Source organism: Acinetobacter sp. YH12211 (assembly GCF_013418015.1).
In the GTDB taxonomy this organism is placed as follows: Bacteria; Pseudomonadota; Gammaproteobacteria; order Pseudomonadales; family Moraxellaceae; genus Acinetobacter; species Acinetobacter towneri.
In genome coordinates, this window is record NZ_VPCW01000004.1 from 1 (window position 1) to 26,049 (window position 26,049).

The 26,049-nt window shown below is 41.4% G+C and carries 23 protein-coding genes; 5 read left to right on the top strand and 18 right to left on the bottom strand.

Annotation, left to right across the window (positions count from 1 at the left end):
• Nucleotides 1-139, top strand: a 139-nt coding sequence (locus FTU98_RS03025) for a transposase domain-containing protein (protein ID WP_180050393.1), incomplete at its 5' end; no start/stop codon positions are given.
• Between the two features lie 16 nt (nucleotides 140-155).
• Here the strand turns inward: FTU98_RS03025 and FTU98_RS03030 are convergent.
• The 9 genes from FTU98_RS03030 to FTU98_RS03070 form a co-directional block, all read right to left on the bottom strand.
• A complete protein-coding gene (locus FTU98_RS03030; protein WP_257220004.1) occupies nucleotides 156-659 on the bottom strand; it encodes a cytochrome b/b6 domain-containing protein in 504 nt (167 codons plus the stop codon).
• Nucleotides 660-831: 172 nt separating this feature from the next.
• Nucleotides 832-1,794 carry a protease SohB gene (sohB, locus tag FTU98_RS03035; protein ID WP_004971667.1) on the bottom strand — a complete coding sequence of 321 codons (963 nt, stop codon included), beginning with the start codon at nucleotides 1,792-1,794 and terminating at the stop codon, nucleotides 832-834.
• A gap of 73 nt (nucleotides 1,795-1,867) precedes the next feature.
• Nucleotides 1,868-2,512 (bottom strand): hypothetical protein, encoded by a 645-nt coding sequence (locus FTU98_RS03040; RefSeq protein ID WP_131261147.1) that lies wholly within the window; start codon nucleotides 2,510-2,512, stop codon nucleotides 1,868-1,870.
• Nucleotides 2,513-2,607: 95 nt separating this feature from the next.
• Complete coding sequence (gene pstB, locus FTU98_RS03045; protein WP_004971671.1) at nucleotides 2,608-3,534, bottom strand: phosphate ABC transporter ATP-binding protein PstB; 927 nt, start codon at nucleotides 3,532-3,534, stop codon at nucleotides 2,608-2,610.
• A 15-nt stretch (nucleotides 3,535-3,549) separates the two neighbouring features.
• Complete coding sequence (gene pstA / locus FTU98_RS03050) at nucleotides 3,550-4,938, bottom strand: phosphate ABC transporter permease PstA (RefSeq protein WP_167845916.1); 1,389 nt, start codon at nucleotides 4,936-4,938, stop codon at nucleotides 3,550-3,552.
• Nucleotides 4,938-6,317, bottom strand: coding sequence for a phosphate ABC transporter permease subunit PstC (gene pstC, locus FTU98_RS03055; RefSeq protein WP_180050395.1), 1,380 nt, complete (start codon nucleotides 6,315-6,317; stop codon nucleotides 4,938-4,940). Before pstC ends, pstA begins: the two co-directional genes overlap by 1 nt.
• Nucleotides 6,318-6,417: 100 nt before the next feature.
• Nucleotides 6,418-7,440, bottom strand: coding sequence for a substrate-binding domain-containing protein (locus FTU98_RS03060; protein WP_096901088.1), 1,023 nt, complete (start codon nucleotides 7,438-7,440; stop codon nucleotides 6,418-6,420).
• 476 nt (nucleotides 7,441-7,916) lie between these two features.
• Nucleotides 7,917-9,449, bottom strand: a complete 1,533-nt coding sequence (locus tag FTU98_RS03065) for an aspartate aminotransferase family protein (protein ID WP_167845913.1) — start codon at nucleotides 9,447-9,449, stop codon at nucleotides 7,917-7,919.
• 4 nt (nucleotides 9,450-9,453) lie between these two features.
• The gene (locus FTU98_RS03070; RefSeq protein ID WP_004971681.1) at nucleotides 9,454-10,827 is read right to left on the bottom strand and encodes a diaminobutyrate--2-oxoglutarate transaminase; all 1,374 of its coding nucleotides are present in this window, start codon (nucleotides 10,825-10,827) and stop codon (nucleotides 9,454-9,456) included.
• A 494-nt stretch (nucleotides 10,828-11,321) separates the two neighbouring features.
• Here FTU98_RS03070 and FTU98_RS03075 point away from each other — a divergent pair, with 494 nt between their 5' ends.
• The gene (locus FTU98_RS03075; RefSeq protein WP_179989310.1) at nucleotides 11,322-12,026 is read left to right on the top strand and encodes an SIMPL domain-containing protein; all 705 of its coding nucleotides are present in this window, start codon (nucleotides 11,322-11,324) and stop codon (nucleotides 12,024-12,026) included.
• A 101-nt stretch (nucleotides 12,027-12,127) separates the two neighbouring features.
• On the opposite strand, the gene proB is transcribed toward FTU98_RS03075, so the two are convergent.
• Both proB and cgtA read right to left on the bottom strand, forming a co-directional pair.
• Nucleotides 12,128-13,261, bottom strand: coding sequence for a glutamate 5-kinase (proB, locus tag FTU98_RS03080; protein WP_178865599.1), 1,134 nt, complete (start codon nucleotides 13,259-13,261; stop codon nucleotides 12,128-12,130).
• Nucleotides 13,262-13,288: 27 nt separating this feature from the next.
• Nucleotides 13,289-14,503, bottom strand: coding sequence for an Obg family GTPase CgtA (gene cgtA, locus FTU98_RS03085; protein WP_004971687.1), 1,215 nt, complete (start codon nucleotides 14,501-14,503; stop codon nucleotides 13,289-13,291).
• A gap of 215 nt (nucleotides 14,504-14,718) precedes the next feature.
• On the opposite strand from cgtA, the gene FTU98_RS03090 reads away from it, so the two are divergent.
• Nucleotides 14,719-15,915: an MFS transporter gene (locus tag FTU98_RS03090; protein WP_167845911.1), complete on the top strand. Its 1,197-nt coding sequence runs from the start codon at nucleotides 14,719-14,721 to the stop codon at nucleotides 15,913-15,915.
• Nucleotides 15,916-15,979: 64 nt separating this feature from the next.
• Here FTU98_RS03090 and FTU98_RS03095 read toward each other — a convergent pair whose 3' ends face one another.
• From FTU98_RS03095 to uvrB, 5 genes are all read right to left on the bottom strand, one after another.
• Nucleotides 15,980-16,342 (bottom strand): helix-turn-helix domain-containing protein, encoded by a 363-nt coding sequence (locus FTU98_RS03095; protein WP_154320881.1) that lies wholly within the window; start codon nucleotides 16,340-16,342, stop codon nucleotides 15,980-15,982.
• A gap of 217 nt (nucleotides 16,343-16,559) precedes the next feature.
• Nucleotides 16,560-18,017, bottom strand: a complete 1,458-nt coding sequence (locus tag FTU98_RS03100; protein ID WP_004971695.1) for a glyceraldehyde-3-phosphate dehydrogenase — start codon at nucleotides 18,015-18,017, stop codon at nucleotides 16,560-16,562.
• 265 nt (nucleotides 18,018-18,282) lie between these two features.
• Nucleotides 18,283-19,206: an EamA family transporter RarD gene (gene rarD / locus FTU98_RS03105; protein ID WP_154320882.1), complete on the bottom strand. Its 924-nt coding sequence runs from the start codon at nucleotides 19,204-19,206 to the stop codon at nucleotides 18,283-18,285.
• Nucleotides 19,207-19,383: 177 nt separating this feature from the next.
• Entirely contained in the window at nucleotides 19,384-19,983 is a 600-nt protein-coding gene (locus FTU98_RS03110) for a lipocalin family protein (RefSeq protein ID WP_004971700.1), read from the bottom strand.
• A gap of 170 nt (nucleotides 19,984-20,153) precedes the next feature.
• Nucleotides 20,154-22,181 carry an excinuclease ABC subunit UvrB gene (uvrB, locus tag FTU98_RS03115; RefSeq protein ID WP_104851763.1) on the bottom strand — a complete coding sequence of 676 codons (2,028 nt, stop codon included), beginning with the start codon at nucleotides 22,179-22,181 and terminating at the stop codon, nucleotides 20,154-20,156.
• A 252-nt stretch (nucleotides 22,182-22,433) separates the two neighbouring features.
• On the opposite strand from uvrB, the gene FTU98_RS03120 reads away from it, so the two are divergent.
• Entirely contained in the window at nucleotides 22,434-23,222 is a 789-nt protein-coding gene (locus FTU98_RS03120; protein WP_180050398.1) for a hypothetical protein, read from the top strand.
• A gap of 56 nt (nucleotides 23,223-23,278) precedes the next feature.
• On the opposite strand, the gene FTU98_RS03125 is transcribed toward FTU98_RS03120, so the two are convergent.
• Nucleotides 23,279-23,458 carry a hypothetical protein gene (locus tag FTU98_RS03125; protein ID WP_004971707.1) on the bottom strand — a complete coding sequence of 60 codons (180 nt, stop codon included), beginning with the start codon at nucleotides 23,456-23,458 and terminating at the stop codon, nucleotides 23,279-23,281.
• Between the two features lie 218 nt (nucleotides 23,459-23,676).
• Here FTU98_RS03125 and FTU98_RS03130 point away from each other — a divergent pair, with 218 nt between their 5' ends.
• Nucleotides 23,677-24,912, top strand: coding sequence for a pyridoxal phosphate-dependent aminotransferase (locus FTU98_RS03130; RefSeq protein WP_004971708.1), 1,236 nt, complete (start codon nucleotides 23,677-23,679; stop codon nucleotides 24,910-24,912).
• A gap of 195 nt (nucleotides 24,913-25,107) precedes the next feature.
• Here FTU98_RS03130 and FTU98_RS03135 read toward each other — a convergent pair whose 3' ends face one another.
• Entirely contained in the window at nucleotides 25,108-25,935 is an 828-nt protein-coding gene (locus tag FTU98_RS03135; RefSeq protein WP_154320885.1) for a DMT family transporter, read from the bottom strand.
• Nucleotides 25,936-26,049: the final 114 nt, after the last annotated feature.

The following is a 26,049-nucleotide window of genomic DNA, read 5'->3' on the forward strand; positions in this document are numbered from 1 at the left end:
GACATTAATCCAGTCAGCAAAGCTGAATGGGCTGGATCCCTATGCCTATTTAAGTGATGTGCTGAAAAGGTTGCCGACACATAAAGTGACTCAGATTGAAGAATTGCTACCACACCGCTGGAAACCTGAACCGAATTAAAAAATAGGCATGGGGTTCAGCGGACGCTTACAGTTAAGCTCGCTAAATGCACCAATACCGCAGCTAAGAATAAATTTGCTGCAAATTCATGTAGCTCTTTTAAAGTATGACTTTGGGTATAATCGGTGAAAAATCCAACCAACACAGTTAAAGGCAATGCCAACCAAATCAACAAAATACTGAATTGAAACGCACTGGAACTGCCTGACTTTAAAAACGGTAATGAAAAAAACTGCTGTGGCTGTTTCCAATCGCGTTTTACAAATTGTTGAATCATGCCTAAACGTTTAGAAATTCCTGTCGGCTGTGTGCTGTTCAACATACTCAACACCTGCCATACGATTCGTAAAGCTAAACTAATCCCCAACGTATAGCCAAAAGCCATATGTAACTGATGCCATTCTTCCGCATCACCTGTTAAGTAAGCCCCTGTAAAACTTAGCAGCATCACCACATGCAAAAAGCGAATCATTAAATCTGTAGATGTTGATTGCTTCGCGGGCACACTATTTGTTTGCATATTCAATCTATCAAGGTGGTTTTGTTCTTATCACAAAGATATAACATCAAGCTGAATTGAAAATTAAGATGCTTAAATCAAAGACCCTATATTTTTGAATAAAAGTGAATAAAAAAATTGCGCTCAATTGAGCGCAATTTTTAGATAAATTTTAGAAGTTAGATCATCACTATTACAGTTTAGGATCACGGATTTGCAACAAACTGCTGTTGGCTTTGCTTAGGCTATCAACCAGTTTATTCATCACTGCAGGAATCAAACTGTCTGCCATTTGTGCAGCTTGCAAACCCAGTTTTTCACCCAAAGTTGGCTTTTTACGGGTTTGAATCACATAAATATCATGCTGTGGCAACAAACTTAGTAAGTATTCATCTGAGGTTTGTAACTTATCTACCAAGTTTAAATCCAGTGCATCCTGACCATACCAATGCTCACCTGTTGCCACTTTTTCAACATTCAGTTGTGGACGGTATTTTTCGACAAAGTGTTTAAATAGTACATGAGTTTGTTGCAATTCTTCTTCAAACTTAGCCTTGCCTTCTTCGGTATTTTCACCAAACATGGTCACAGTGCGTTTGTATTGACCTGCTGTGTACATCTCAAAATCTATATTTTTTTCTTTGAGCAAGCGATTAAAGTTAGGCACTTGTGCCACTACGCCAATAGAACCCAAAATCGCAAATGGCGCTGACACAATTTCTGAACCAATACATGCCATCATATAGCCACCACTTGCTGCGACTTTATCGACGCAAATCGTGAGATGGAAACCTGCATCACGCAAACGTACCAATTGTGCAGCTGCAAGCCCATAACCATGCACCATACCGCCTGGACTTTCCAAACGTACCACAACACGGTCACGTCCAGCTTTGGCCGTTGCCAAAATTAGGGTGATTTCTTCACGCAATTGCTCTACAGCAGACGCAGCAGTATCACCTTTAAAATCCAACACATAAATTTTTTGATTGTTCTTTTTACGGGCGCGCGCTTCACGTGCCATTTGTTGTGAAAGTTGTAATAGCTCGAGTTTAGATGCCGTGGTTTGCGCAATTTTTTTTCGTTGTTCATTAATTCGCGCATTCAAATGACTAATCCGAATTTCGGCAGGTAGTTTAGGTAAATGAAATAACATAAAAATGAGTTCTCAATTTAATTCGGTTTATTAGGACTACATTAGGTCAATTTCGACTTTTTCAATACTTTTTCTATCTTAAAGCAGCTTCTTTTTGAATCAATCGTAAATATCGTTTAGAAATCTGCCGAACAGCCATTAAACGTACAGCAAACCAAATTTGCCCCTGATAGCAAATCCCAATAATAAGTGCGTTGATCGGCCACCAACCAAACAGTAGAAAACTACCTCTACGCTCATGATCTGAAGGTGTAAGCATTGAATAGAAACACACTAAACCTACGCAGAAACACATTACGCAAAGAAATTCACCTACTGCACTGTGCAAGAACGGTAACTTATTTTTTTGTTGTGCTTTTACATAGCGATAAAACTTAAATTTAGCATTGGCATCGATATAGTCTCGCCAAGCCTGCCGAAAATGGGGATCACTTGCTTGCTGCTGTACCCTAAAATAAACAACAAGCACTATCACACCTGAAACTATCACAAATTGATCATACAACCAACGATGATAATTGCTCATATTGAGGCTTTGAGAAGTTGGAAACCACCCATCATGGTTAAAAAACGTTGCCAATAAAATACTCAGCAAAACCAAAAGTGCTGCTATCGTCTCTGCACTATGTTGAAATCCAAACAAGGCATCGATTATTTTTTTCGTGGCTTGGCGTGCTGGTTTTGCCTGTTGTCGTTCTTCTTGTGAAGGAAACTGCATTTTTTATTTTCGCTGCGCGTACAAAACAATCAATACTATAACAAAAAAACAGAATCCTAAGATTCTGTTTTAATAGCTTTCAGGACTTAAGCAGATTAACCAAAACGACCTGTAATATATGCTTCTGTTAATTGATGGTCTGGCTGAGTAAATACTTTTTCAGTTGCATTCACTTCAATCAAATCACCTAAATGGAAGTATGCGGTACGGTCAGATACACGCGCTGCCTGTTGCATTGAGTGCGTTACAATCGCAATCGTATATTGAGTAGAAAGTTCAGAAATTAGCTCTTCTACTTTTGCCGTTGCAATTGGGTCAAGTGCCGAACATGGTTCATCCATCAAAATTACTTCTGGACTTACCGCAATGGTACGCGCAATACAAAGACGTTGTTGCTGACCACCAGAAAGACCTGTGCCTGGTTGATTCAAACGATCTTTCACTTCATCCCACAAACCTGCTTTACGCAAGCTGTTTTCTACAATTTCTTCTAAATCGTACTTATCACGTGCTAAACCATGCAGTTTAGGGCCATAGGCTACGTTTTCAAAAATTGATTTTGGGAATGGGTTTGGTTTCTGGAACACCATGCCCACTTGTGCACGCAATAACACCACGTCTAAGTTCGGATCGTAAATATCTTGGTTATCCAACATTACTTTACCCGTCACACGACAGCTATCAATCGTGTCGTTCATACGGTTTAAAGTACGCAAGAAAGTCGATTTACCACAACCCGATGGACCAATAAATGCAATCACTTCATTTTCATAGATATTTAAATCAATACCTTTGATGGCTTCAGACTCACCATAATACACATGCACGTCATTGGTGCTTAACTTTACATTTGAAGATTTCGCTTCTTTTTTGCTTGAAGTTTGCGTATCAAATTGTGAAACAAACGAAGTCGATGATTGCTTCTGTTCTACATCGGTAGATGTAAATTGGCTTTGTTGTGGATTCACTTGCTTATCCTGTTCTAAGGAATTCTGTTTTTCTGTGCTTGCTACAGCATTCATATTCTCTGCCCTCAATTACCAGCGTACTTCAAACTTCTTACGTAACCAAATTGCAAGGCTGTTTAAGCCAATCATTAGCGCAAGTAGTACGATAATGGCTGCAGCGGTACGTCCCTCGAAGAAGTTACGCAATTCATTACCCTGCCATAAGAAAATTTGCACAGGTAACGCAGTAGATTGATCAAGTGGAGTTGCTGGTACACTGGCAACGAAAGCACTCATACCAATTAATAACAATGGTGCGGTTTCACCTAAAGCTTGTGCGACACCAATAATTGCACCCGTTAAAATACCCGGCAATGCAAGTGGGAGTACGTGGTGGAACACAGTTTGTAAACGAGAAGCACCCAAACCTAAAGCAGCTTGACGAATAGACGGTGGCACTGCTTTTAATGATGCTCGCGTGGTAATAATCACGGTTGGTAAAGTCATTAAACTCAGTACCAAACCACCGACCAATGGTGCAGACAATGGTAAATGCATCCAACCAATAAAGATCGCAGCACCCAACAAACCAAATACAATAGAAGGTACAGCGGCCAAGTTATTGATGTTCACTTCAATAATATCAGTAATCGCATTTTTTGGCGCAAATTCTTCTAAGTAAATTGCTGATGCAACACCAATTGGAATCGAAATAAAGATCACAATCAGCATCATGAATAATGAACCCATGAATGCACCTGCCAAACCAGAAGTCGCTGGAGAACTACGTGAGTCTGGGCTAACAAAAATATTGGTATTGAAAGTACTTTCAATAATACCTTGTGATTCGAGCTGATCTGCCAATTGACGTACTTCAGGGCTTAATTGTTGCTGCTCATCTGGTAAGCTGCGGTCAATCTTGCCTTCTAGCCATACATCGACGTTGGCATCTGCAAGCACTTTCACTTCTTTGGTTTGGCCAATTAAAGAAGGATCTGCCAAGACCATGTCACGAAGACGGTATGCTTCAGAACTGGTATATAAGTAACCAAGATCATCACGCTTAGCTTCTAGCGCTTTGTCTTTCGCTACAATACCATTCACAATTAAAGCATCCCAATCGACCATACCCATTTCGGTTTGCCACGCAATCATACGGTCTTCGTATTGTGCTGGTGACTCGCCTGCAATCGCCTTAGGTTTTGGACCTGCATTGACAATCGCTGGATCGAAGTAAATTGGAAGGCTCATGCTGCTTTGCCAGAACGCAGGCAAACCTTTAGATAAGATACTGCCGAATAACAATACGACAAAGAATAAACCTGCAATAACTGCCGAGAAACCCATCAAGCGGAAGGTTTTTTCCTTACGATGACGCTTACCCAATGAACTGGCGATGGTTTTTTTACGTTGTTCACGTAATTCGGCAGCAGCTTGTGGATCTAACTGATCCAAAGACGATGTATTTGAAGTACTCATTAGTCGTATTGCTCACGATATTTACGCACGATGTATAGTGCAACAATGTTCAAACCTAAGGTAATCACGAACAGGGTCAAACCAAGTGCGAAAGCAACCAATGCCTGCGGACTTGCGAAATCTGTATCACCTGTTAATTGGTTCACAATCGTAATCGTAACCGTAGATACCGCTTCTAATGGGTTTGCGTGTAGTAAAGGACTATTACCTGCAGCCAACACCACAATCATGGTTTCGCCAATTGCACGTGACGCAGCAAGTAAGAATGCACCAATCACCCCTGGTAATGCAGCTGGCATCACCACGCGACGAATGGTTTCAGATTTGGTTGCACCTAAGCCTAAAGAACCATCACGCAGCGCACGCGGCACTTGCGTAATAATGTCATCAGACAATGAAGATAAAAAAGGAATAATCATGATGCCCATCACTAAACCAGCGGTTAATGCACTCGTGGCATTAATATCTAGTCCAATGATTGCACCCGCAGTTTTAAGGAACGGGCCGATGATCATCATGGCAAATACACCGTACACAATGGTCGGAATACCTGCTAAAACTTCAATGGTCGGCTTTGCCCATGCACGGAATTTAGGCGATGCATATTCTGCAAGGTAAATGGCGATCATTAAACCAATAGGTACTGCAACTAATAAAGCAATACCACTCACCATCAATGTGCCCCACAGTAATGGAAGTAAACCATAACTGCCATCTGCACTACCCGAGGTGCTAAAACCAGGGTTCCAGACTGTACCAAAGAAGAAATCCAGTGGGCTAACGAAACTAAAGAATCGCATCGCTTCACTGAACATGGACATCACAATACCAACCGTAGTTAGAATCGCAACACCAGAACATAATGCCAAAGAAATGTTGATGATTTTTTCAACTTGGTTACGTGCGCGGAATTGTTGTGAAACACGTTTCTTTGCCCACAGCAAACCAAATAAGGCCGCACAGATCACCACCGCAAGTTTGGCATAAGAACCAATGGTTTCAATTTTCGCTAATTGCTCTGCCGCTGCAACTTCGTATGCAGCAGGTGTATCACTTACACCAAAACCAGATGCAATGGCTTGTACGCGATCAACCAAAACACTTGTACTTGCAGGGTCTAGGCTTGCAGCAATGTGCGCTGGCACATTATTAATTACCACTTGCTCTAGAATACTTGGTTCAACCAAGTTCCAAACAATCAAAATTAAAAAAGCAGGAATACCACACCATAATGCTACCAACGCGCCATAATATCCTGGGCGTGAATGTAACATTGCAGAGTTATTTCCCTTACCTGCTAGGTTACGGCTCTTGCTTAACCCGATTTGATAGGCTACGGCGATAATCGCCAATAACACACCTATGAGTAGCAGATTCATGTATTCTCCACTGTTTTTTCAATTTGTGTTTTTGAAAAAACATTTCTTAGCAAAAAGCCGATGGCAGGTTGTTCCCTGCCATCAGCTGCTTTAACTCAAATTACTTAACCGCTTTACCAGCTTTGAAGTTAGCAAGAACTTGTGCACGCTCTTTGTCAGACATAGAGATCAAACCTGCTTTGTCTAATTTAGAACCTTTACCAGATACTTTCTTGCTCAAGAAGTATTCAGTAAATTGCGGTAAACCTTTGATTGATTTAAGGTGCTCACCTTTCACGTAGAAGAACAATGGACGTGATACAGGGTAAGAACCATTTAAAATTGTGTTTTCAGATGGCGCTACGTTGTTTACAGTTGCAACACGTAAACGGTCACGGTTTTGGTCATAGAAACCTAAGCCGAATACACCTACTGCGCTTGGAGAAGTTTTCAAACGTGCCAGTGTTTCTGTGTAGTCACCCGCGATTTCGATTACACGACCATCCTTACGGAAAGTAGTACACGCTTTCTTTTGCGCATCTTTGTCTAATGCTTTGATTGCAGCATAAGCTTCACAGCCTGCATCAACCATTTTCTCTTGGAACACTTCACGTGTACCGTGGTTAGACGCTGGAATTACAAGTGTAATAGGCTCGTTTGGAAGTGTTTTGTCAATTTGGTTCCAACGTGTATATGGGTTAGCAACCATTTTACCTTTAGATGGTAATTGAGCTGCAATTGCTGCATATACATGGTAAGGCTTTAATTTGTAAGCCGCTTTGTTTGCGTTAGAAGCAAATACGATACCGTCGTAACCAATTTTAATTTCTAAAACTTGGTTTACGCCTGCTTTTTTACAAGCAGCTAATTCTGAATCTTTAATTTTACGAGATGAGTTCGCGATGTCGATTGTGTTATCACCCACACCTGTACAGAACTGCTTCAAACCACCTGAAGAACCGCCTGAACCAACAACTGGAGTTTTGAATTGTGGGAAAGTATTACCAAATTCTTCTGCTACAATACTTGCGTATGGTAGAACGGTTGAAGAACCCGCGATTTGGATGGTGTCACGAGCTGCGTTAGCAGTTGTTACAGCTGCTGCAGATACGGCTAAAGCAATGGCGATGTTAGTAAAGCGCATTCTGTTCTCTCTCATAGTATGCAAGTTCGGAGTACGTCACTTGTTATTAAGTTTTGTACTTATTTCGATAACTGCATTGTGGTTTTATAATATGACAACCATGTTACAGCTTTGTTACGCTTTGGTTATATTTGCTTTTCGTATCTGAAATAATTTTTAAATGATTTAAAATCAATAACTAATAAAACACTAGAGTGCTTATTTTTTTTCAGTATTTAAATTTCAAATTGTAATAATTCATGCCAATGTCATCAATTATTTATGGTTTTTTCTACCAAAATTGATGGTTTATTCGCCAATTGCGTAATTTTTATGACATCCGCAGTGCATTATTTGAGCCCAAAACACCCAATCCATCACAAAATTCAAGCAAGAACGGTACAACACTTCACTGCAATATTTTTAATCAGACACAAAAAAAGCCACCGTAGTGACTTCTTTTGTTGTATTTCATAACAATCTGAATAATGAAAGCATTAGTCGATTGGTGGCGTATAAGTACCCGCGACAATCGCATCTTTAATGCGATCTGCTTCTGCCAATACTAGGCCTAACAAGTTTTTCACGTTTTCAAGTGTTGCCACTGGACTTAAAGTCGTCATCTTCAATGATTGAACATTACCGACTTTAGTTACACCAATATTGGCCTCACCACGTGCAAATAATTCATCTGCCACGTTTTGGTTCAAGCTATCCAAGAACTCTGCAGGATAACCTTCAGGCACAACACGGAACAACACTGAAGCAAATTGTGGTTCAACCAACAATTCTAAACCTGGAGTCGCTTTAATATAATCAGCAACGTCACGGGTTAGCTTCACACCATGATCAATCATAGAACCGTAAAGCTCTTCACCTAATGCTTCAATCGTCATCCAAAGTTTCAACGCATCAAAACGACGCGTTGTTTGCAATGACTTAGACACCAAGTTTGGTACGCCATGTTCTTCATCATAAGCAGAGTTCAAATATTCTGCTTCATAGTGCATGAAACGATAGTTCGCTTCATCTTTTAGCAAAAACGCACCACACGAGATTGTTTGGAAATAATGCTTATGGAAATCCAGTGTTACAGAGTCTGATAACTCAATACCATCAAGCATGTCACGATGACTGTTAGAAAGAATTAATGCACCACCCCAAGCTGCGTCAATGTGCATCCACGCGCCATATTGATTAGTGATGTCACGAATCTTTTTAAGCGGATCAATCGCGCCTGCATCGGTTGTACCTGCAGTCGCAACCACACACGCAACGATCTTACCTTCAGATTTTAAATGCGCCATGGTTTGCTCAAGTGCAACCACGTCCATTTGTGCATTTTCATTAACAGGTACAGTAACAACCGATTGGAAGCCCATACCCATCATCGCCATGTTCTTTTGCACAGAGAAGTGTGCATTTTCAGAACAAATGACTTTCACATTACGCATTGCATCGCTTGGAATACCATCGCGCTGAACAGACCACGGATTACCGTTTTCATCTTTCCAGTTCTTTGCAATACACGCATCACGCGCCAATAACACACCCATCAAGTTAGACTGCGTACCACCTGAAGTGAACACGCCCGCTTGACCTGCACCATAGCCAACTTTTTGACGTAACCAGTCAATTAGTTGTACTTCCATCAATGAACCTGCAGGGCTTTGATCCCAAGAGTCCATAGATTGGTTGGTTGCGTTAATGAGAACTTCTGCAATTTGGCTTGCCACCATAGTTGGACAATGCAAATGTGCCAAAGAATGTGGATGATGAACTTTTAAACTTTTGTTTAAGAAAAGCTCAACCATGCGTTCCAATGACTTTTGTACACCCAAACCTTGTTTTGCAGGCTGGAAAGAAATCGCTTCACGCAATTCTTTAATGCTGCCGCCTGTGTACATTTTGTCATTTTGCAACCATGCCGCGACTGCTTGAGTCGCTTGTTCCATTGCTGCACTGTAGTCAGCAATGGATTGAGCATCATTGCAGAGTAACGCTTTACGATGTTCTGCAAAATCTACCATAAACTTATGCGCCTCGAACTGCGACTAACGCTTCAGCAACTGCTTTCTTGAAGCGAGCGATGACTTCTACACACTCTTCTTGAGTAATGATGAGTGGACAAAGTAAACGGATTACCGTACCACCACGACCACCTTTCTCAAGCAACAATTTGTTGTCAAAACATGCAGCTTGAACAGCAGCAGCCAATTGAGAGTCTGCTGGATAAGCACCTAAACGGTCTTTTTCTTGGCGTTCATCTACAATTTCGATACCAATCATTAAACCGCGACCACGCACGTTACCAATACATGGGAATTCAACAGCTAATTTTTTCAATTCAGCTTGTAAGAACTCACCACGCTCTTGCGCATTTTGTGCAAGGTTTTGTTCTTTAATGGTTTTAAGCACCACAAGACCAGTACCCATTGCCAATTGGTTACCACGGAAAGTACCCGTGTGACCTGCAGGCTGCCATGCGTCAAACTTACGTTTAATTGCAAGTACAGCCAATGGCAAACCACCACCAACAGCTTTAGACATTACAATCACGTCTGGCTCAATACCTGCATGTTCAAATGCAAACATTTTGCCTGAACGTGCAAAGCCCGCTTGAACTTCGTCTAAAATTAAAACGATGTTGTGCTTTTCAGTCACTTCGCGGATTTTTTTCAACCATTTAATTGGTGCAGTTACTACACCGCCTTCACCTTGAATTGCTTCAAGAATCACAGCTGCAGGCTTAGTTACACCGCTTTCTACATCTTCAATGAAGTTTTCAAAATAATACGTTAAAGCATCTACACCCGCTTCACCGCCAATACCAAGTGGGCAGCGGTATTCATGCGGATATGGCATAAATTGAACACCAGGCATTAAACCATTGACTGCGTTTTTTGCAGACAAGTTACCTGTCATCGCCAATGAACCATGAGTCATACCATGATAGCCACCTGAGAAGCTGATGACTGAGCTACGACCTGTATAGGTTTTTGCAAGTTTGATTGCCGCTTCTGTGCCATCTGCACCTGTAGGACCACAGAACTGCAAGCAGTATTCTTCTTGACCACCAGGCATGTGTGAAAGTAACGCTTCAGTAAAAGCATCTTTCAAAGGTGTCGTTAAATCTAGGGTATGTAATGGCAAACCACTCGCTAAAGTGTCTTGGATGCTTTGAACCACCGCAGGATGGTTATGGCCCAATGCCAAGGTTCCTGCCCCAGCCAAACAATCTAGGTACTCAGTACCTTCAACATCGGTAACCCAACAACCCAGTGCTTTCGCTATCGCTAACGGTAATTTACGAGGATAACTACGCACATTCGATTCCATCTGACTTTGGCGAGTCAAGTAGTATTCGTTTGTGGAATGGTTGGCAGGGTTTACAGAAGTAACGCTCATATCGAATTACCATCTCTGATATGGGTTGAAAGAAATAAGTCTGGTGACTTGCGGTCCTTTGACTCGGTGCTTTTTTGATCTAGCGAGATAGAGTTTTGTTCTTCAAGACTAGGAAGCGGGATAATACCTAATTTTTCTAGAAAATAAACAGGTTTAACCCAAATATTGCCTAATTTCATCGAAAAAACATATCTTGCAGATGATTCGATTGAATTATCATCTTACATTGTGACAAAGGAAAGAAAATTTAACTCTTTCCACTTCCTTTATACGTTTTTTTGCACAATCTCTCAAGTCATGCAGCATTTATTTTCAAAATAGTATAGATCATTATTTTTATTGAATTTTATAAATGCTTTTTTGCTGCAATTTTTAACGCATATTTTACAAAGCCACCACAAATTCAACTAAAAATCCTCACAAAGCAAAGTTACTATTTAAATCAATTCAAACGCTTTTCATAAATCCTGATCCCCTGAATAATAGGTCAAAATATGCGCTTACTTTCTCTCGCTGCTACCCTGTTGGCTGTTGGTGCTGCAAGCACTGCTTTTGCCCAACAAAATGAATCTTTAAATTACAATATCGTCAATGTTCAAGCCGAAGCTACACGCGAAGTTTCAAATGATCAAATGCACGCTGTGTTATATATTGAAAAAAGTCACAAACAGCCTGCTGAACTTGCATCACAAATTAACCAGTTAATGAACCAAGCCATTGCAACTGCACGTAAGTATCCACAAGTGAAAGTTGAAACGGGCTCACAAACCACCTATCCAATTTACGACAATGACAGTCGTAAGTTAAAAGAATGGCGCGGTCGTGCAGAGGTACGGGTACAAAGTACCGATTTTAAAGCCGCAAGCCAATTGGTGAGCGAGCTACAACAAAACTTTCAGACCCAATCTATTAATTTTAGCGTGTCTGATGCACAACGTAAAAAAGTTGAAAATGAGTTGATGGTCGAAGCATCTAAAAACTTTCAACAACGTGCGCAAATGTTAAGTCAGGCTTGGAATAAATCGGGCTATAACTTGGTAAACTTGAACCTAAACACCAATTCTTATTTCCCGCAGCCTGTTATGCGCGCAAGCATGGCAAAATTTGCAGTCGCAGAAACGGCTGTAGCTGATCAAGATATGGCAGCAGGTGAATCTAAAATTACAGTCAATGCAAATGGAACGATTCAGTTTAAATAAACTTGAAGCATGACATGAATTGCTTAAGTAATAAAAAACCGCTTGGATATTCCAAGCGGTTTTTTTTGATAACTTCAATTGAATGATAACTTACAGCATCATCAATAAATCGCCATGTGATTGCGGTGAATCATCTCCAACGAACGTGCCTCGCCTAACACCTGATGCACTTTGTCAGAAGCCAAGCCTTTGACCAAGTCAGCTGAACGCGAACTAAAATTAACACGTCCCACAGCGACACGATGACCCTGTGTATCTACACACTCCACCACATCGCCACGTTCAAAATGCCCTTCTACCGCTTTTACACCCACAGGCAATAAACTGCGGTGGTTTTCTTTAATGGCTTTGACTGCGCCATCATCAATCACCAAACGTCCTGCTGTTTGTAAGTGTGCCGCCAACCACTGTTGATGCGCCGTAATACGGTCATTGTCGGTAATGAACAGCGTACCCAACATTTCGCCCGCCATTAAACGCGCAAGCACGTTGTCACTTTCACCACTGGCAATTAAAGTTGGACAACCCGATTTAGCCGCTAAACGCGCTGCACGGACTTTGGTCAGCATGCCGCCGCGCCCGAACTTGCCGCCACCACCCGCCATATCAAACAGACTTTCATCTAAAGCGCGTACAGTATGGAACAGTTTTGCGTTTGGATTAGAACGTGGGTCGGAGTCAAACATGCCTTGCTGATCGGTCAAAATAATCAACAAATCTGCATGTACCTGCCCTGCCACCATCGCAGCCAAAGTGTCGTTATCACCAAAGCGAATTTCGTCAGTAGACACTGTGTCATTTTCATTAATGACTGGTATCACGCGCCATTCAATCAGGTTTTGCAATGCATCGCACGAGTTTAAATAACGACGACGATCTGCCAAATCATCATGGGTTAATAGGACTTGTGCAGTTTGAATCTGGTGTTTTTCCAGCACACTTGACCAAGTTTGAATCAAGCCCATTTGACCAATGGCAGCGCATGCCTGAAGACTGGGTAGATCGGTGGGTCGATGCTCAAGTTTCATTCGCACCATACCTTCAGCCACAGCTCCCGATGACACTAAAATAATTTCGTGTCCAGCATTGTGTAGATCTGCAATTTGTCCCGCCCAATGCGAGATTGCATCCAAATCTAAACCTTGCCCATTGGCTGTGAGTAAAGATGATCCGATTTTAACAACGATTCGTTTACAACCCTTGAGCTGACGTTGCCCATCTACCACTTCTATCATCTTGTCCTCAGTCACTTTTTGTAGCGCTTAGCGTACGTAGTACACTTCTACTTCGCCATCTTCACCATCATCGTCTTCGTCATCATCGCCCAGCATACCTGCAAGACGTTGCTGACGGCGCATCTCACGATACGCTTCTTTCGCGGCAATGGTTTGTTCACGTGTTTCAGCTTCCAGCTGATCACGGAATGCTTTCATTTCTGCTGCGTACTCAGGATCTTCAACTTCGCGTTCACGTTGTTGCTCAATTTGATCCATCAAGTAATACACCACTTGCTGTGTACCTTCAGACATTAAGCCTGAAGTTTTGAACACAGGACCATCCCACTGCAATTCTTCAAGAATGTGTTTACACCATTCTTCACGTGAATCTTCAGGAAGTTGATCAAGTTTATTCAACACCAACACGATTGGTAACTTTGCCAAAGTTGGAGAGAATTTTTCCAACTCTTGCAGAATTGCTTTGGCATTGTACGCAGGATCAGAACCATCAATAGGTTGAACATCCACAATGTGCAGTAAAATACGAGTACGCGCCAAGTGTTTCAGGAAGCGAATCCCCAAACCTGCGCCTTCTGCTGCACCTTCAATTAGTCCTGGAATATCTGCCATGACAAAAGAACGATGACGATCTGCATCCACCACGCCTAAATTTGGCACCATGGTGGTAAATGGATAGTCAGCAACTTTTGGTTTTGCCGCAGACACGGCACGAATAAAGGTCGATTTACCCGCGTTTGGCATGCCTAGCAAGCCTACATCGGCAAGGACTTTCAACTCCAAACGGATTTCACGGAATTCACCTTTGGTACCATGCGTGAATTTACGCGGTGTTCGGTTGGTAGATGATTTAAAGTGAGTATTCCCTAAACCACCATCACCGCCTTGAGCGACCAATACTTTCTGACCGCTTTCGACTAAATCTGCAATAATATCACCAGAGTCTGTATCTACAATGGTTGTGCCCACTGGAACGGTCAAAACGACAGATTCACCGCCACGACCTGCACAGTTTGCGCCCGACCCGTTTTTACCACGTTCAGCGCGAAATTTACGGGTATAACGATAATCTACAAGGGTGCTTGCGTTGTCGTCGGCTTGAATAAAAATACTGCCGCCACGACCACCATCACCGCCATCTGGCCCACCAAATGGTACAAATTTCTCTCGGCGAAAACTGGCTACGCCATTGCCACCGTCGCCAGCCTCTACGGTAATGACTGCTTCATCAACAAAGCGCATCTTGCCAATCCTCTAAAACTTTAAAAGCCGTATATTCTGCCATATTTTAGAGAATTTCTCGAATTATATTTATGCAATCGTATGCGTAGATGCTTTTTATCCTTGATTGTTCAAAACACTCATTTCTTTTAGCAATGATATGATCGTTTTTTCTTATTTCTCCTTCCTCATCTAAGTTCTTATAGTGCTTTAACCCTTGTTTGCTTTCTGCCGCCATGTCTAATGCTGTTGCCACCACAACCACGCCTGCTTTATCGCCTAAATTTATTTTACTCATAGCAACCGCCTGTGGCTTGTGTGCGGGATCGGCATATTTTAATCAGCCTTTAATTTATTCAATTGAAAAAAGTTTAGGAATTAGCACCAGTCAGGCAGGCTTTGCTGTGGTTTTGGCACAAATAGGCTATGGACTAGGTTTAATGTTACTCGTGCCTTTAGGTGACTTGCTAAATAAGCGTAAATTGATTGTCAGTCTGATGGTTTTTGCTGCGTTTTCGCAAATTTTGCTGTCTTTTAGCAGCAATTTAGCCATGCTGTATTTCTTTACCGTATGTGCCACTTTTGGTGCGATTTCTGCACAAGTGCTTATTCCATTTGCATCTAGCATCAGTCCACCTGAATCGAGTGCTGCCATTGTCGGCAAATTGATGAGTGGCTTGGTAATGGGGATTATTTTATCGCGCACTTTCGCGGGTTTTGTATCGACCTATTGGTCTTGGGAAGCTGTCTATTTCAGCAGCGGCATCATCACCCTACTTTTTGCAGGCTTAATGTGGACAAAACTTCCCTCTACAGCTGCCAATAAAAATTTGACTGTGGCAGGCATTTATCGTTCTTTAATTCAGTTGGCTATAACCCAACCACATTTAATTCGTAGAGCGTGCGCGGGCGCTTTGGGCTTTGCCATTTTGTCCTTGGTTTTTACTTCCATGACTTTTGTTTTAGCCAATCCGCCTTATTATTTTAGTGATTTTCAAATTGGGCTTTTTGGTTTATTGGGTGTGATTGGAATTTTCTCGTCAAGTTGGTCGGGTAAAACGGTCGGCAAAGGTCGTGAGAATTTTGTCGCAATATTATGTATTGGCTTGATGTTGTTTTCTTGCATTCCACTCTTTTTTGCACAGCAGAATATTGTGGCTTATGCCGTTGGCGTATTGATGAGTTATTTTGGTCTAACTGCTTTTCACGTATTGAATCAAAACTTGGTGTACCGAATTGATGCCACCGCACGTTCCCGCATTAATGCGGTATATATGACTATTTATTTTTCAGGTGCAGCACTTGGTTCACTGACGGCGGTCTACGCATGGCAACACCGGGGCTGGATGGGTTGTGTTGTCAGTATTTTGGTATTTGCCATCGGGATTTTGCTGATTGATCGTTATGATTTTTCACATCGACGCACTATTTAATCATCCAGAATGTGCTTTGGAGTAGGAACATCTACAGCGACTTCCCTAAAAGATGAGTAATCCATTAGTGAGAAGATTGCTGTGAAGTTTCAGGCAAATGCTGTTCTAAATACTCAATCAGTTGATTCACTCTTGCTGCAATTTTTGAGCCTTCAAAAGTGAGTTGATATTCCACTTTAGGCGGCACCGTTGGGTAAACTGTACGTAAAATTAACCCATCTTGCTCAAGAGTTTTCAGGGTTTGCGCCAGCATTTTTTCACTCACCCCTTCAATGCGCTGTCTTAGCTCACTAAAGCGGTGCAAACCTTCGCTTAAACAATGCAACACCAACATTGACCATTTATTGGCTAAATGTTCTAAACGAATCCGTGATGGACAATCTTTAGCAAGGACTTGCCCGAGTAAGTGACTGGTTGCATATTGCATAACGGTATCCTTCTATTATTTCTATTGTTCAGGCTTTGAAAGCTTGAAAGCAAAATCAAATCTACTTACTTTTTAGCATAGACTTTATTTTGGTAAGTTTAGGATAGCGTATTAGGTGGAAATTTCAACACTCATCCTTATATTTAAGAATGAAATAAATGCAAAAAAAAGAGCTTCATTTGAAGCTCTTTTTGATTTTAAATTCTGTATCTACAAATTATGCATTTGTTTCAGCAGGAACTTTAGGATAGCTTACGCCGCCCATTTGTTCAGCAATACGCAATACTTGGCAGCTATAACCCACTTCGTTGTCATACCAAACGTAAGCAGTTAAACGGTTGCCTGAAGTAATGGTTGCTTGCGCATCAAATACACCTGCAGTACGCGAACCAATGAAGTCACTTGAAACCACTTCAGTCGAGTTGGTATAACCAATTTGACCTTGAAGATTAGAGTGAATTGAAATTTGACGAATGTATTCGTTCACTTCTTCGCGATCTACTTCTTTCTCAAGCGTTAAGTTCAAGATTGCAAGTGATACGTTTGGCGTTGGAACACGTACAGAGTTACCTGTTAATTTACCTTGTAATGCAGGCAATGCTTTCGCCACTGCTTTTGCTGCACCTGTTTCGGTAATAACCATGTTTAATGTTGCTGCACGACCACGACGATCTGCCTTGTGATAGTTATCAATCAAGTTTTGGTCGTTAGTGAATGAGTGAACAGTTTCAACGTGACCATTCACAACGGTGTACTTGTCATGCAACACTTTTAAAGTTGGTGTAATCGCGTTTGTTGTACAGCTTGCCGCAGAAATGATGGTATCTTCATCAAGAATGTCAGCTTGGTTAACACCGTAAACCACGTTTTTCATGTCACCTTTACCAGGTGCAGTTAAAATTACGCGTGCAGCGCCTGGGCATTGAAGGTGTTGTGCAAGACCTTCTGCATCACGCCATTTACCCGTGTTGTCAATCACTAATGCATTGTTGATGCCATAAGCCGTATAGTCTACTTCAGATGGGTTAGATGCATAGATCACTTTAATGAAGTTACCATTTGCGATAATTGCTTCATTTTCTTCATCTACAGAAATAGTGCCTGCAAATGGACCATGAATAGAGTCGCGACGCAATAAAGACGCACGTTTTTCTAAATCACCATCAGATGATTTACGTACCACAATTGCTTTAAGGTTTAAGCCACGGCCAAGACCAGATTGACCAATGATTAAACGCGCAAGGATACGACCAATACGACCAAAACCGTAAAGTACAACATCTTTGCTTTCTACAGTTGTTGGATTGCCCGCTAAAGATTTCACAGCGTCTGCAACAAATGCATTTACATCGCCGCCTTTTTCTTTATATTCAACAGCAAGTTTACCTAAGTCGATTTCTGCTGAACCGATGTTGTCTACTTTTGCCAAAGCTTCAAGCAATGGGAAAGTGTGAACAACTGAAAGTTCTACGTCCATCATACGAGTACGACGGTGTGCTTTCAAAATTTGAATCACAGAACGGTTAACTAAAGAACGACCAAAAACTGAAACCATGATATTTTTTTCACGGTACAACTGACCGAGTAAAGCAATCATACGTTCCGCGATTTCTTCACGGTTTTTCCAGCGACCTTGGTGCTCTGCGTGTAGGGCGATGATAGTCTCTTTGCTCACAGATACGTCCTCTAATTAATTGTATATCTAGGCATGAATTTCAAAACCCGATAATTGTAATGGAATTGTCGTCAAGATTGAATCAAAAGCTGGTACTGACCCGACTATTTTCCTATATATTCACTATAAATTCATAAAATAGTTGTAATTATTTTTGTGATTTTAGTTTTTTCAACAAAAGTTCAATTTTTTAGAAGAAAAAGAGGATGATGCCAAACTCGATTATCCTCTTGGAAATTTGAATATCTCACCACAGCGACGGCTTTTATTGTCCAGATGACTGTTGAATCTTCTGCTGTAAATCTTGCTGATTCATTTTTTGTTTTCTTAAATGCAAACACCCTTCAACCACCAATAATGCAACTGCCAACCAAATTGGGATATAAGTCAACCATTCCCCTGCTTCAACTCGTTCACCTAACAACATAGACACAAAAGCCAACAGCACAGGTTCTAAATAACTCAGTAAACCAAAAATCACAAAAGGCAAATGGCGGCTGGCCAAAATATAACTGCCAAGTCCCAATGCACTTAAAAAGCCCAATCCAAGTACCGACCAAATTAAATATGGAAAAGCTGCGATGACATTTACACTGTCACTATAATAAAAGCCTAAATATACCGCGACAGGAATAACTAGCAGTAAATCCCACCAAAACCCGCCCAAGTGATCGGTTTGAAAGACCCGACGTAAAAAGAAATATAAAGGATAGGCAAATGCCACATATAAGGTTTCCCACGCCACCGTGCCAATGCGCCAGATTTCATGACTGACACCTAGCACGGCTAAGGCAACTGCTGCCATCTGCCAAGTCGATAACTTTTCTTTATATAGCACACAGCCAAGCAAAACCATGATCAAAGGCAATAAGAAATAACCCAAAGAAACCTGCAAACCACGCCCGTTAATCGGCCCCCACAAAAATAACCACAATTGCGTAGTGCATAAAAAAGAACTAAAAATCAGCCAAAGTATGAATTGTGGTTGTTGTTTGAGCCGCTGAAAAATCGCGGAAATATGTTTTAAATCTCCCGACCACCACATAAACAAAGTTAGGAATGGCAAAGTTGCCAACATACGCCACGCAAAAGTTTCTTCGCTGTCTAAAGGTTTGAGTAATTGGGTATAAAAATACAGCACCCCAAAAGTGACCGATGCTAAAACCGATAGTGCAATGCCTTTATACATCCGACTCTCCCCTATATCAGTCGGCATTATACTCATATATACGTTGTTTTAGAGATTGATCGAATGTTCAAAATTTAAAATGACAGGATATAAAAAACCACGCAGCTTTTGCGTGGTCAATTGGTCTGCATACGTTTGTCTGCTTATATCTATAAGTAGCTCTGGAGCTGCTGCAACTTAGTCTGACTTTTTAGTTTGCGTATGTCTGGTATAAATCACATCACTTAAGTCATAACCGAGTGATTTGGCATAGTTCAGATATTCAGTCACGACAGCCTGATCAGGATGCGGCGTACGTGAAAGTACCCATAAATATTTACGGCGTGGTTCACCCACCAAGGCAGTTTGATAGTCATCATCTAGCTTTAACACCCAATAATCACCACGCCCTACAGGCAACCAACGAATGACTTCAGGTAAAAAGCTAACTTTGAGTTTGCTGTTAAAAGGCGCATTTTGTACAAAAGCTTCGCCCAAAGCACGCATTTGTTTGCCATCTTTTGCAATACAACGGTTATCCACCTGCACATTGCCATTTTCATTCAATGTATATGCTGCTGTTACATTTGAACCGCATTTGTTTTGGAAATATAAAGGCTTTCTTGCAACCTCATACCAAACGCCTAAATATTTATCTAATTCGACTTTTTCTACCGTTTTCATCGGTTCATTGGTTTTGGAATATGCCATAGTCGCAGCACCCAAACCAATCAGCACCACACCACCAAGGGCAATTTTGGCAAGTCGCGCACCTGCAAACGGAAGTTTTTTAGCCATTGTCCCAACCTCTAAACTCTAATGTTCAGTCAATTTTGTTTATCTTCTTCAAAAATAACCGCAAGCATTTCAATTTACTGTATGGATATGTAATTTTTGCAACTCAAATTTTACATAGCAAGTTTAGTATGCAAACTCGCACTTACACTGACAGTGCAATTCGCCCCAATTTAGCCAGATTGCAACATTTGCGCTTTTAAACGCAAAATTTCATCACGTAAACGAGCCGCTTGTTCAAATTGCAGTTCTTTAGATGCTTTCAACATCTCTTTTTCAAGTTTGGCAATATGTTTGGCATACAGTTTAGGATCAGCCAAAATGTGCTGTTCATCGTCACTTAAAGCACGGCTTTGTGCATTGATTTTTTCATCAATTTGCTCATCGTTCAGCACTTCACCTGTGTCGATTTCTTTAATCACCTGACGCACTGCACTACGTGGAGTAATGCCGTGCAATTCATTAAATTCAATTTGTTTGGCACGACGACGCTCTGTTTCATCTATCGCCTTTTGCATTGAATCGGTAATGCGATCTGCATATAAAATTGCTTTACCTTTCAAGTTACGTGCTGCACGTCCAATGGTTTGAATCAACGAACGTTCTGAACGTAAAAAGCCTTCTTTGTCGGCATCTAAAATTGCCACTAAAGACACTTCAGGCATGTCTAAACCTTCTCGTAACAGGTTAATGCCAACCAAGACATCATGCACGCCTGTACGTAATTCGTGAATAATTTTGACGCGTTCTACGGTATCAATATCAGAGTGTAAATAAGCCACTTGAATGCCGTATTCTTTTAAATACGAGGTCAAATCTTCAGCCATGCGTTTGGTTAAAGTGGTGACCAACACCCGCTCATTCAATTCTTTACGCAAATTGATTTCAGACAGCACATCATCCACCTGCGTTAACACAGGACGAATTTCAATTTCTGGGTCAATCAATCCTGTTGGACGCACCACTTGCTCTACAATTTGTTGCGATTTTTCCAACTCATATTGTGCAGGTGTAGCGCTCACATAAATTGTGGATGGGACGATGCGCTCCCATTCTTCAAATTTCATTGGACGGTTGTCTAACGCACTAGGTAAACGGAAACCATAATTCACCAAGTTTTCTTTACGTGATCGGTCACCTTTATACATCGCGCCAATTTGCGGAACGGTCACGTGCGATTCATCAATAATCAGCAAGGCATCATCAGGTACATAATCAAACAAAGTGGGCGGTGCTTCGCCTGCAGGTCGTCCAGACAAATGTCGTGAATAGTTTTCGATGCCGTTGGTATAGCCCAATTGCTGCATCATTTCTAAATCATAGCGGGTACGTTGTTCTATGCGCTGCGCTTCTAGCAATTTGTCATGTTCGCGAAAAAACACCAAACGCTCTTTTAGTTCTTCTTTAATGGTACCAATCGCACGTTCCAAATTATCCTTAGGCGTAACATAGTGACTTTTAGGATAAATAGTCACGCGCGGCACTTTACGCACCAATTTGCCTGTTAATGGATCAAACCAACGAATCGAATCGACTTCATCATCAAATAATTCTATGCGAATAGCATGCTGATCAGATTCAGCAGGGAAAATATCTAAAATTTCACCACGAATACGGTAAGTACCGCGCAAAAACTCTAGCTCATTACGGCTATATTGCATTTCCACCAAACGACGGATCAAATCATCACGATTCACCCGATCACCTTGCACCACATGCAGCAACATGCTCATATAAGCATTGGGGTCACCCAAACCGTAAATTGCAGATACCGATGCGACAATAATGGCATCACGACGCTCTAGCAAAGCACGTGTGGCCGAGAGTCGCATTTGGTCAATATGATCATTAATAGCCGCATCTTTTTCAATAAAAGTATCGGAAGATGGTACATAGGCTTCAGGCTGATAATAGTCATAATAACTGACAAAATATTCGACTGCGTTGTTCGGAAAGAACGCTTTAAACTCACCATACAACTGCGCTGCCAGCGTTTTGTTATGTGCCATGACAATGGTCGGACGCTGTGTTCTGGCAATCACATTGGCCATGGTATAAGTCTTACCTGAGCCTGTAACCCCAAGTAATAGCTGATCATGATAGCCCTGTTCTATCCCTTGAACCAATTTTTCAATGGCTTGTGGTTGGTCACCCGCAGGTTGATAGTTGGTGACTAAATCGAAAGGTTGCTTATCACTCACAAATGCAGCTCTCAGGTTTGATGCGACCTAATATTTTAGCAGATTTGCCTACACTCAGGACATCCGAATATGTTGTGGCGATGTTGCGTAGCTACAAAGCCATTGCTCGGTTTTAATTCTGTATTGGACGCTGTTAGAACGAAGATGTGCTACGACTAAATTGAGCACGGGGAAACTGCTTTAAGACTTGACCCACTGGCTATTCAAAGGCAACATGAAATTTCAGGACGACAACCATAAAAGCACACATTCATGACTTACCAATATCACGACGAATCAATTATCAAAAGCCTCCCTGAAGATACTGTTTTCGTATTTGGCAGTAACATGGCAGGACAACATGCAGGTGGTGCAGCACGAACAGCCAAAGAATTTTTTGGTGCCGTTGAAGGCGTCGGGCGCGGTTGGGCAGGACAAAGTTTTGCCATTCCAACCATGAATGAACATTTACAACAAATGCCACTATCGCAAATTCAGCACTATGTGGATGACTTTAAAATCTATGCCAAAAACCATCCTAAAATGAAGTATTTTTTAACTTCAATTGGTTGTGGTATTGCAGGTTATACGGTTGAAGAAATTGCCCCTATGTTTAAAGGCATTGCCCATAATGTGATTTTTCCTGCGTCGTTTCGTCCTTTTGTCGAAAAAGCATTGCCTAAACTAACGCAAAAATTACTACACACCATTTACCGTGATTCTGTGATTTTTACCCCTGCCTCCGATGAATTAATTGAAGTCTTGGCATTGAGCGATAATGAAAAAGCCTTGGCTAAAATCATATTGAATACACAAATGTACCCAACTGACAGCAATGGGCGTGATCGGGTCTTTGAAATTCAGGATATTTTGCACAACTTAAATGGTAAGGTATTCGAGTTCCAAAATAATTCAGAAGGCCCAATGCTATTTGGTGCAGCGATTTTGGCTTTATTGGAATTGTATAATATCAACGAGCAAGATTTTAGCGATGTATGGCATGGCGTACGTGAAATCTCGCCGCCAAAACCTGCCAACAAAGCGCGTAAGCATGTTCGTTAATTTCAATACTTTTAAATCCCCATCAATAAAAAATGCCACGTAATTGTGGCATTTTTTTAGCGCTTACCCATCGAACGACGAGTACCACGTGGCGGTGGCCAAGTCTTATCGGCATATTGCTCAGGTTTAGGACGCACTGAATTATGTACCGCCTGATCATTATCCTGCGCTGTATTTGGCATTGGGAATGGGAGATTCACCAATGGTTTTTTTGAAGTAGGCTGCTGCTTACTCATGACCATCACTCTTATAAAATTTGGACTATTTTAAAGTTTTTTGCCGCCCGATGCGAGAAACTTCCACCTCACAGCAGTTTTAATCACGATTTCATAGGAAATTGGTCTAATTTGGTGATTTTTTATTAATTTGATGCAATTTTAAACGACGCAGACATCGAATTTAGGCTAAGATAATATGCTTTTTATTTTTTTATCCCTATAAGAAGGAATATGCCGTGGACGTACGTCTCTCTGATCGTGTCAATGCCATCAAACCGTCCCCAACACTTGCAGTAACCAATAAAGCCGCTGAACTTAAAGCTGCGGGTCATAACGTTATTGGTTTGGGTGCAGGTGAACCGGATTTCGATACACCACAACACATCAAAGATGCAGCTATTGCAGCAATTAATAACGGTTTTACAAAATATACTGCTGTTGACGGTACGCCTGGTCTTAAAAAAGCCATTATCGCAAAATTAAAACGTGACAATAATCTTGACTACCAAGCGAACCAAATTTTGGTGTCTTGTGGTGGTAAGCAATCATTCTTTAACTTGGCGTTGGCTTTGTTAAACAAGGGTGATGAAGTGATTATCCCTGCACCGTTCTGGGTAAGCTATCCAGATATGGTGATTATTGCTGAAGGCGTGCCAGTCATTGTGGAATGTGGTGAAGAACAACGTTTCAAAATCACGCCTGAACAATTAGAAGCTGCGATCACTGACAAAACACGTTTAGTGGTGTTAAACAGCCCATCTAACCCTACAGGTATGATCTACACTAAAGCTGAATTAGAAGCTTTGGCTGCTGTACTACGCAAATACCCTGAAGTATTCATTGCATCTGACGATATGTACGAACCAATCCGTTGGGATGATGAGTTCTATAACATCGCGACAGTTGCACCAGACCTTTATGACCGCACAATCGTGTTAAACGGTGTGTCTAAAGCTTATGCAATGACTGGCTGGCGTATTGGCTATGCAGCGGGCCCTGCTAAACTAATTGGTGCGATGAAGAAAATTCAATCTCAATCGACTTCTAACCCAACTTCTATTTCGCAAGTTGCTGCAGAAGCTGCGTTGAACGGCCCACAAGACGTACTTGAGCCAATGGTTGAAGCATTCAAACGCCGTCACGACTTAGTTGTAAATGGTTTGAATGACATCAAAGGTATTTCTTGCTTACCTGCAGATGGCGCATTCTATGCGTATGCAAACATCAAACCATTGATTCGTGCGAAAGGCTTAAAATCTTGCACAGAATTCTCTGCTTGGTTATTGGAAGAAACTGGTGTTGCCGTTGTTCCTGGTGATGCGTTCGGTTTAGGCGGTTTCATGCGCATTTCTTATGCAACCGCAGACGAAGTACTTGTAGATGCGTTGGCACGTATCAAAAAAGCTGCAGAATCAATTGAAGGTGTAGATGAAGCGATTGCTTCAATTGAAGCTGAAAAAGCTGCAAAATAATCTAAACTTGTTTAGATGAACAAAACCCACGATTGAATCGTGGGTTTTTGTTTTAATTACGTTTTTTCACTCATCATTTTTCCTCATTTCTGAGGAGAGAGATCACAAATAACGCTTTTAAAAAGCCTCAAGATCATTTCTTGATAGATATAAGAAATTCAATAAAAGACCAAACCCGCTGCAATCTAAACGGTTTTATACACGTGGTTTAGTTAAAATCACCATCAAAATACCACATAACACAATCAAGGTTGCCACGACCTTCAACAGGGTGAGTTGTTCGCCTAGAAAAATTACACCGCCTAAAATCGCCAAACACGGCACAGAAAGTTGCACAGTACTTGCGGTAATGTGATCAATTTTTTTCACAATGCTGTACCACAACACATACGCTCCAGCCGAAGCCAATGCACCCGACAAGACCGCCAAAACCACCCCCTGCCAAGTGATAAAACTTTCGGGTAAATACCAAAGAAAAAATACAGCAACAAGCGGAGTCGCCAGAATGAAATTAGATAGAGTATTGGTTAAAGCATGCTGCATCGTCTTTGCAGCAATACTGTAAAAACCCCATGCAATACCTGCCAGTAACATCATCAATGCATATTTGAACGTTGGCGTACTGGCTTCAGGCAATAGCAACAAACCCATCCCCAATATAGCACAACCTAACCCGACCCAGCGCGGCAAAGTCATGCGCTCACCATGCAAAATCGCATAACTGATCATGGTGATTTGCACTGCGCCAAATAGAATCAATGCGCCTATGCCTGCGTCTATATGCAAATATGCTAACGAAAAACCGAGCAGATATACAGCAAGGCTGAGTGCAGATTTCCATTGGAATTGAATTGGTTGTTGAACCTGCAAAACAGCATAGAACAGTCCTAAGCACACTGCTCCACTGCCAACCCTGAGCAAACTAAAACTAATAGGGTCAATTTGCTGTTCAGCCAATGCCAAACGACACAGCAAGGAATTTGCAGCAAATGCGAGCATGGCAATGCATATTTTAATCCACACGGCTGAATATCCTTTTCAAGCTGTTCGCAAATCTTTATCGCAGTTTAGAACACTATTTTAGTGCAAGTCATTTCGCTCAATTCAATACAAATCTATTTGGCTGAAATGATAAAT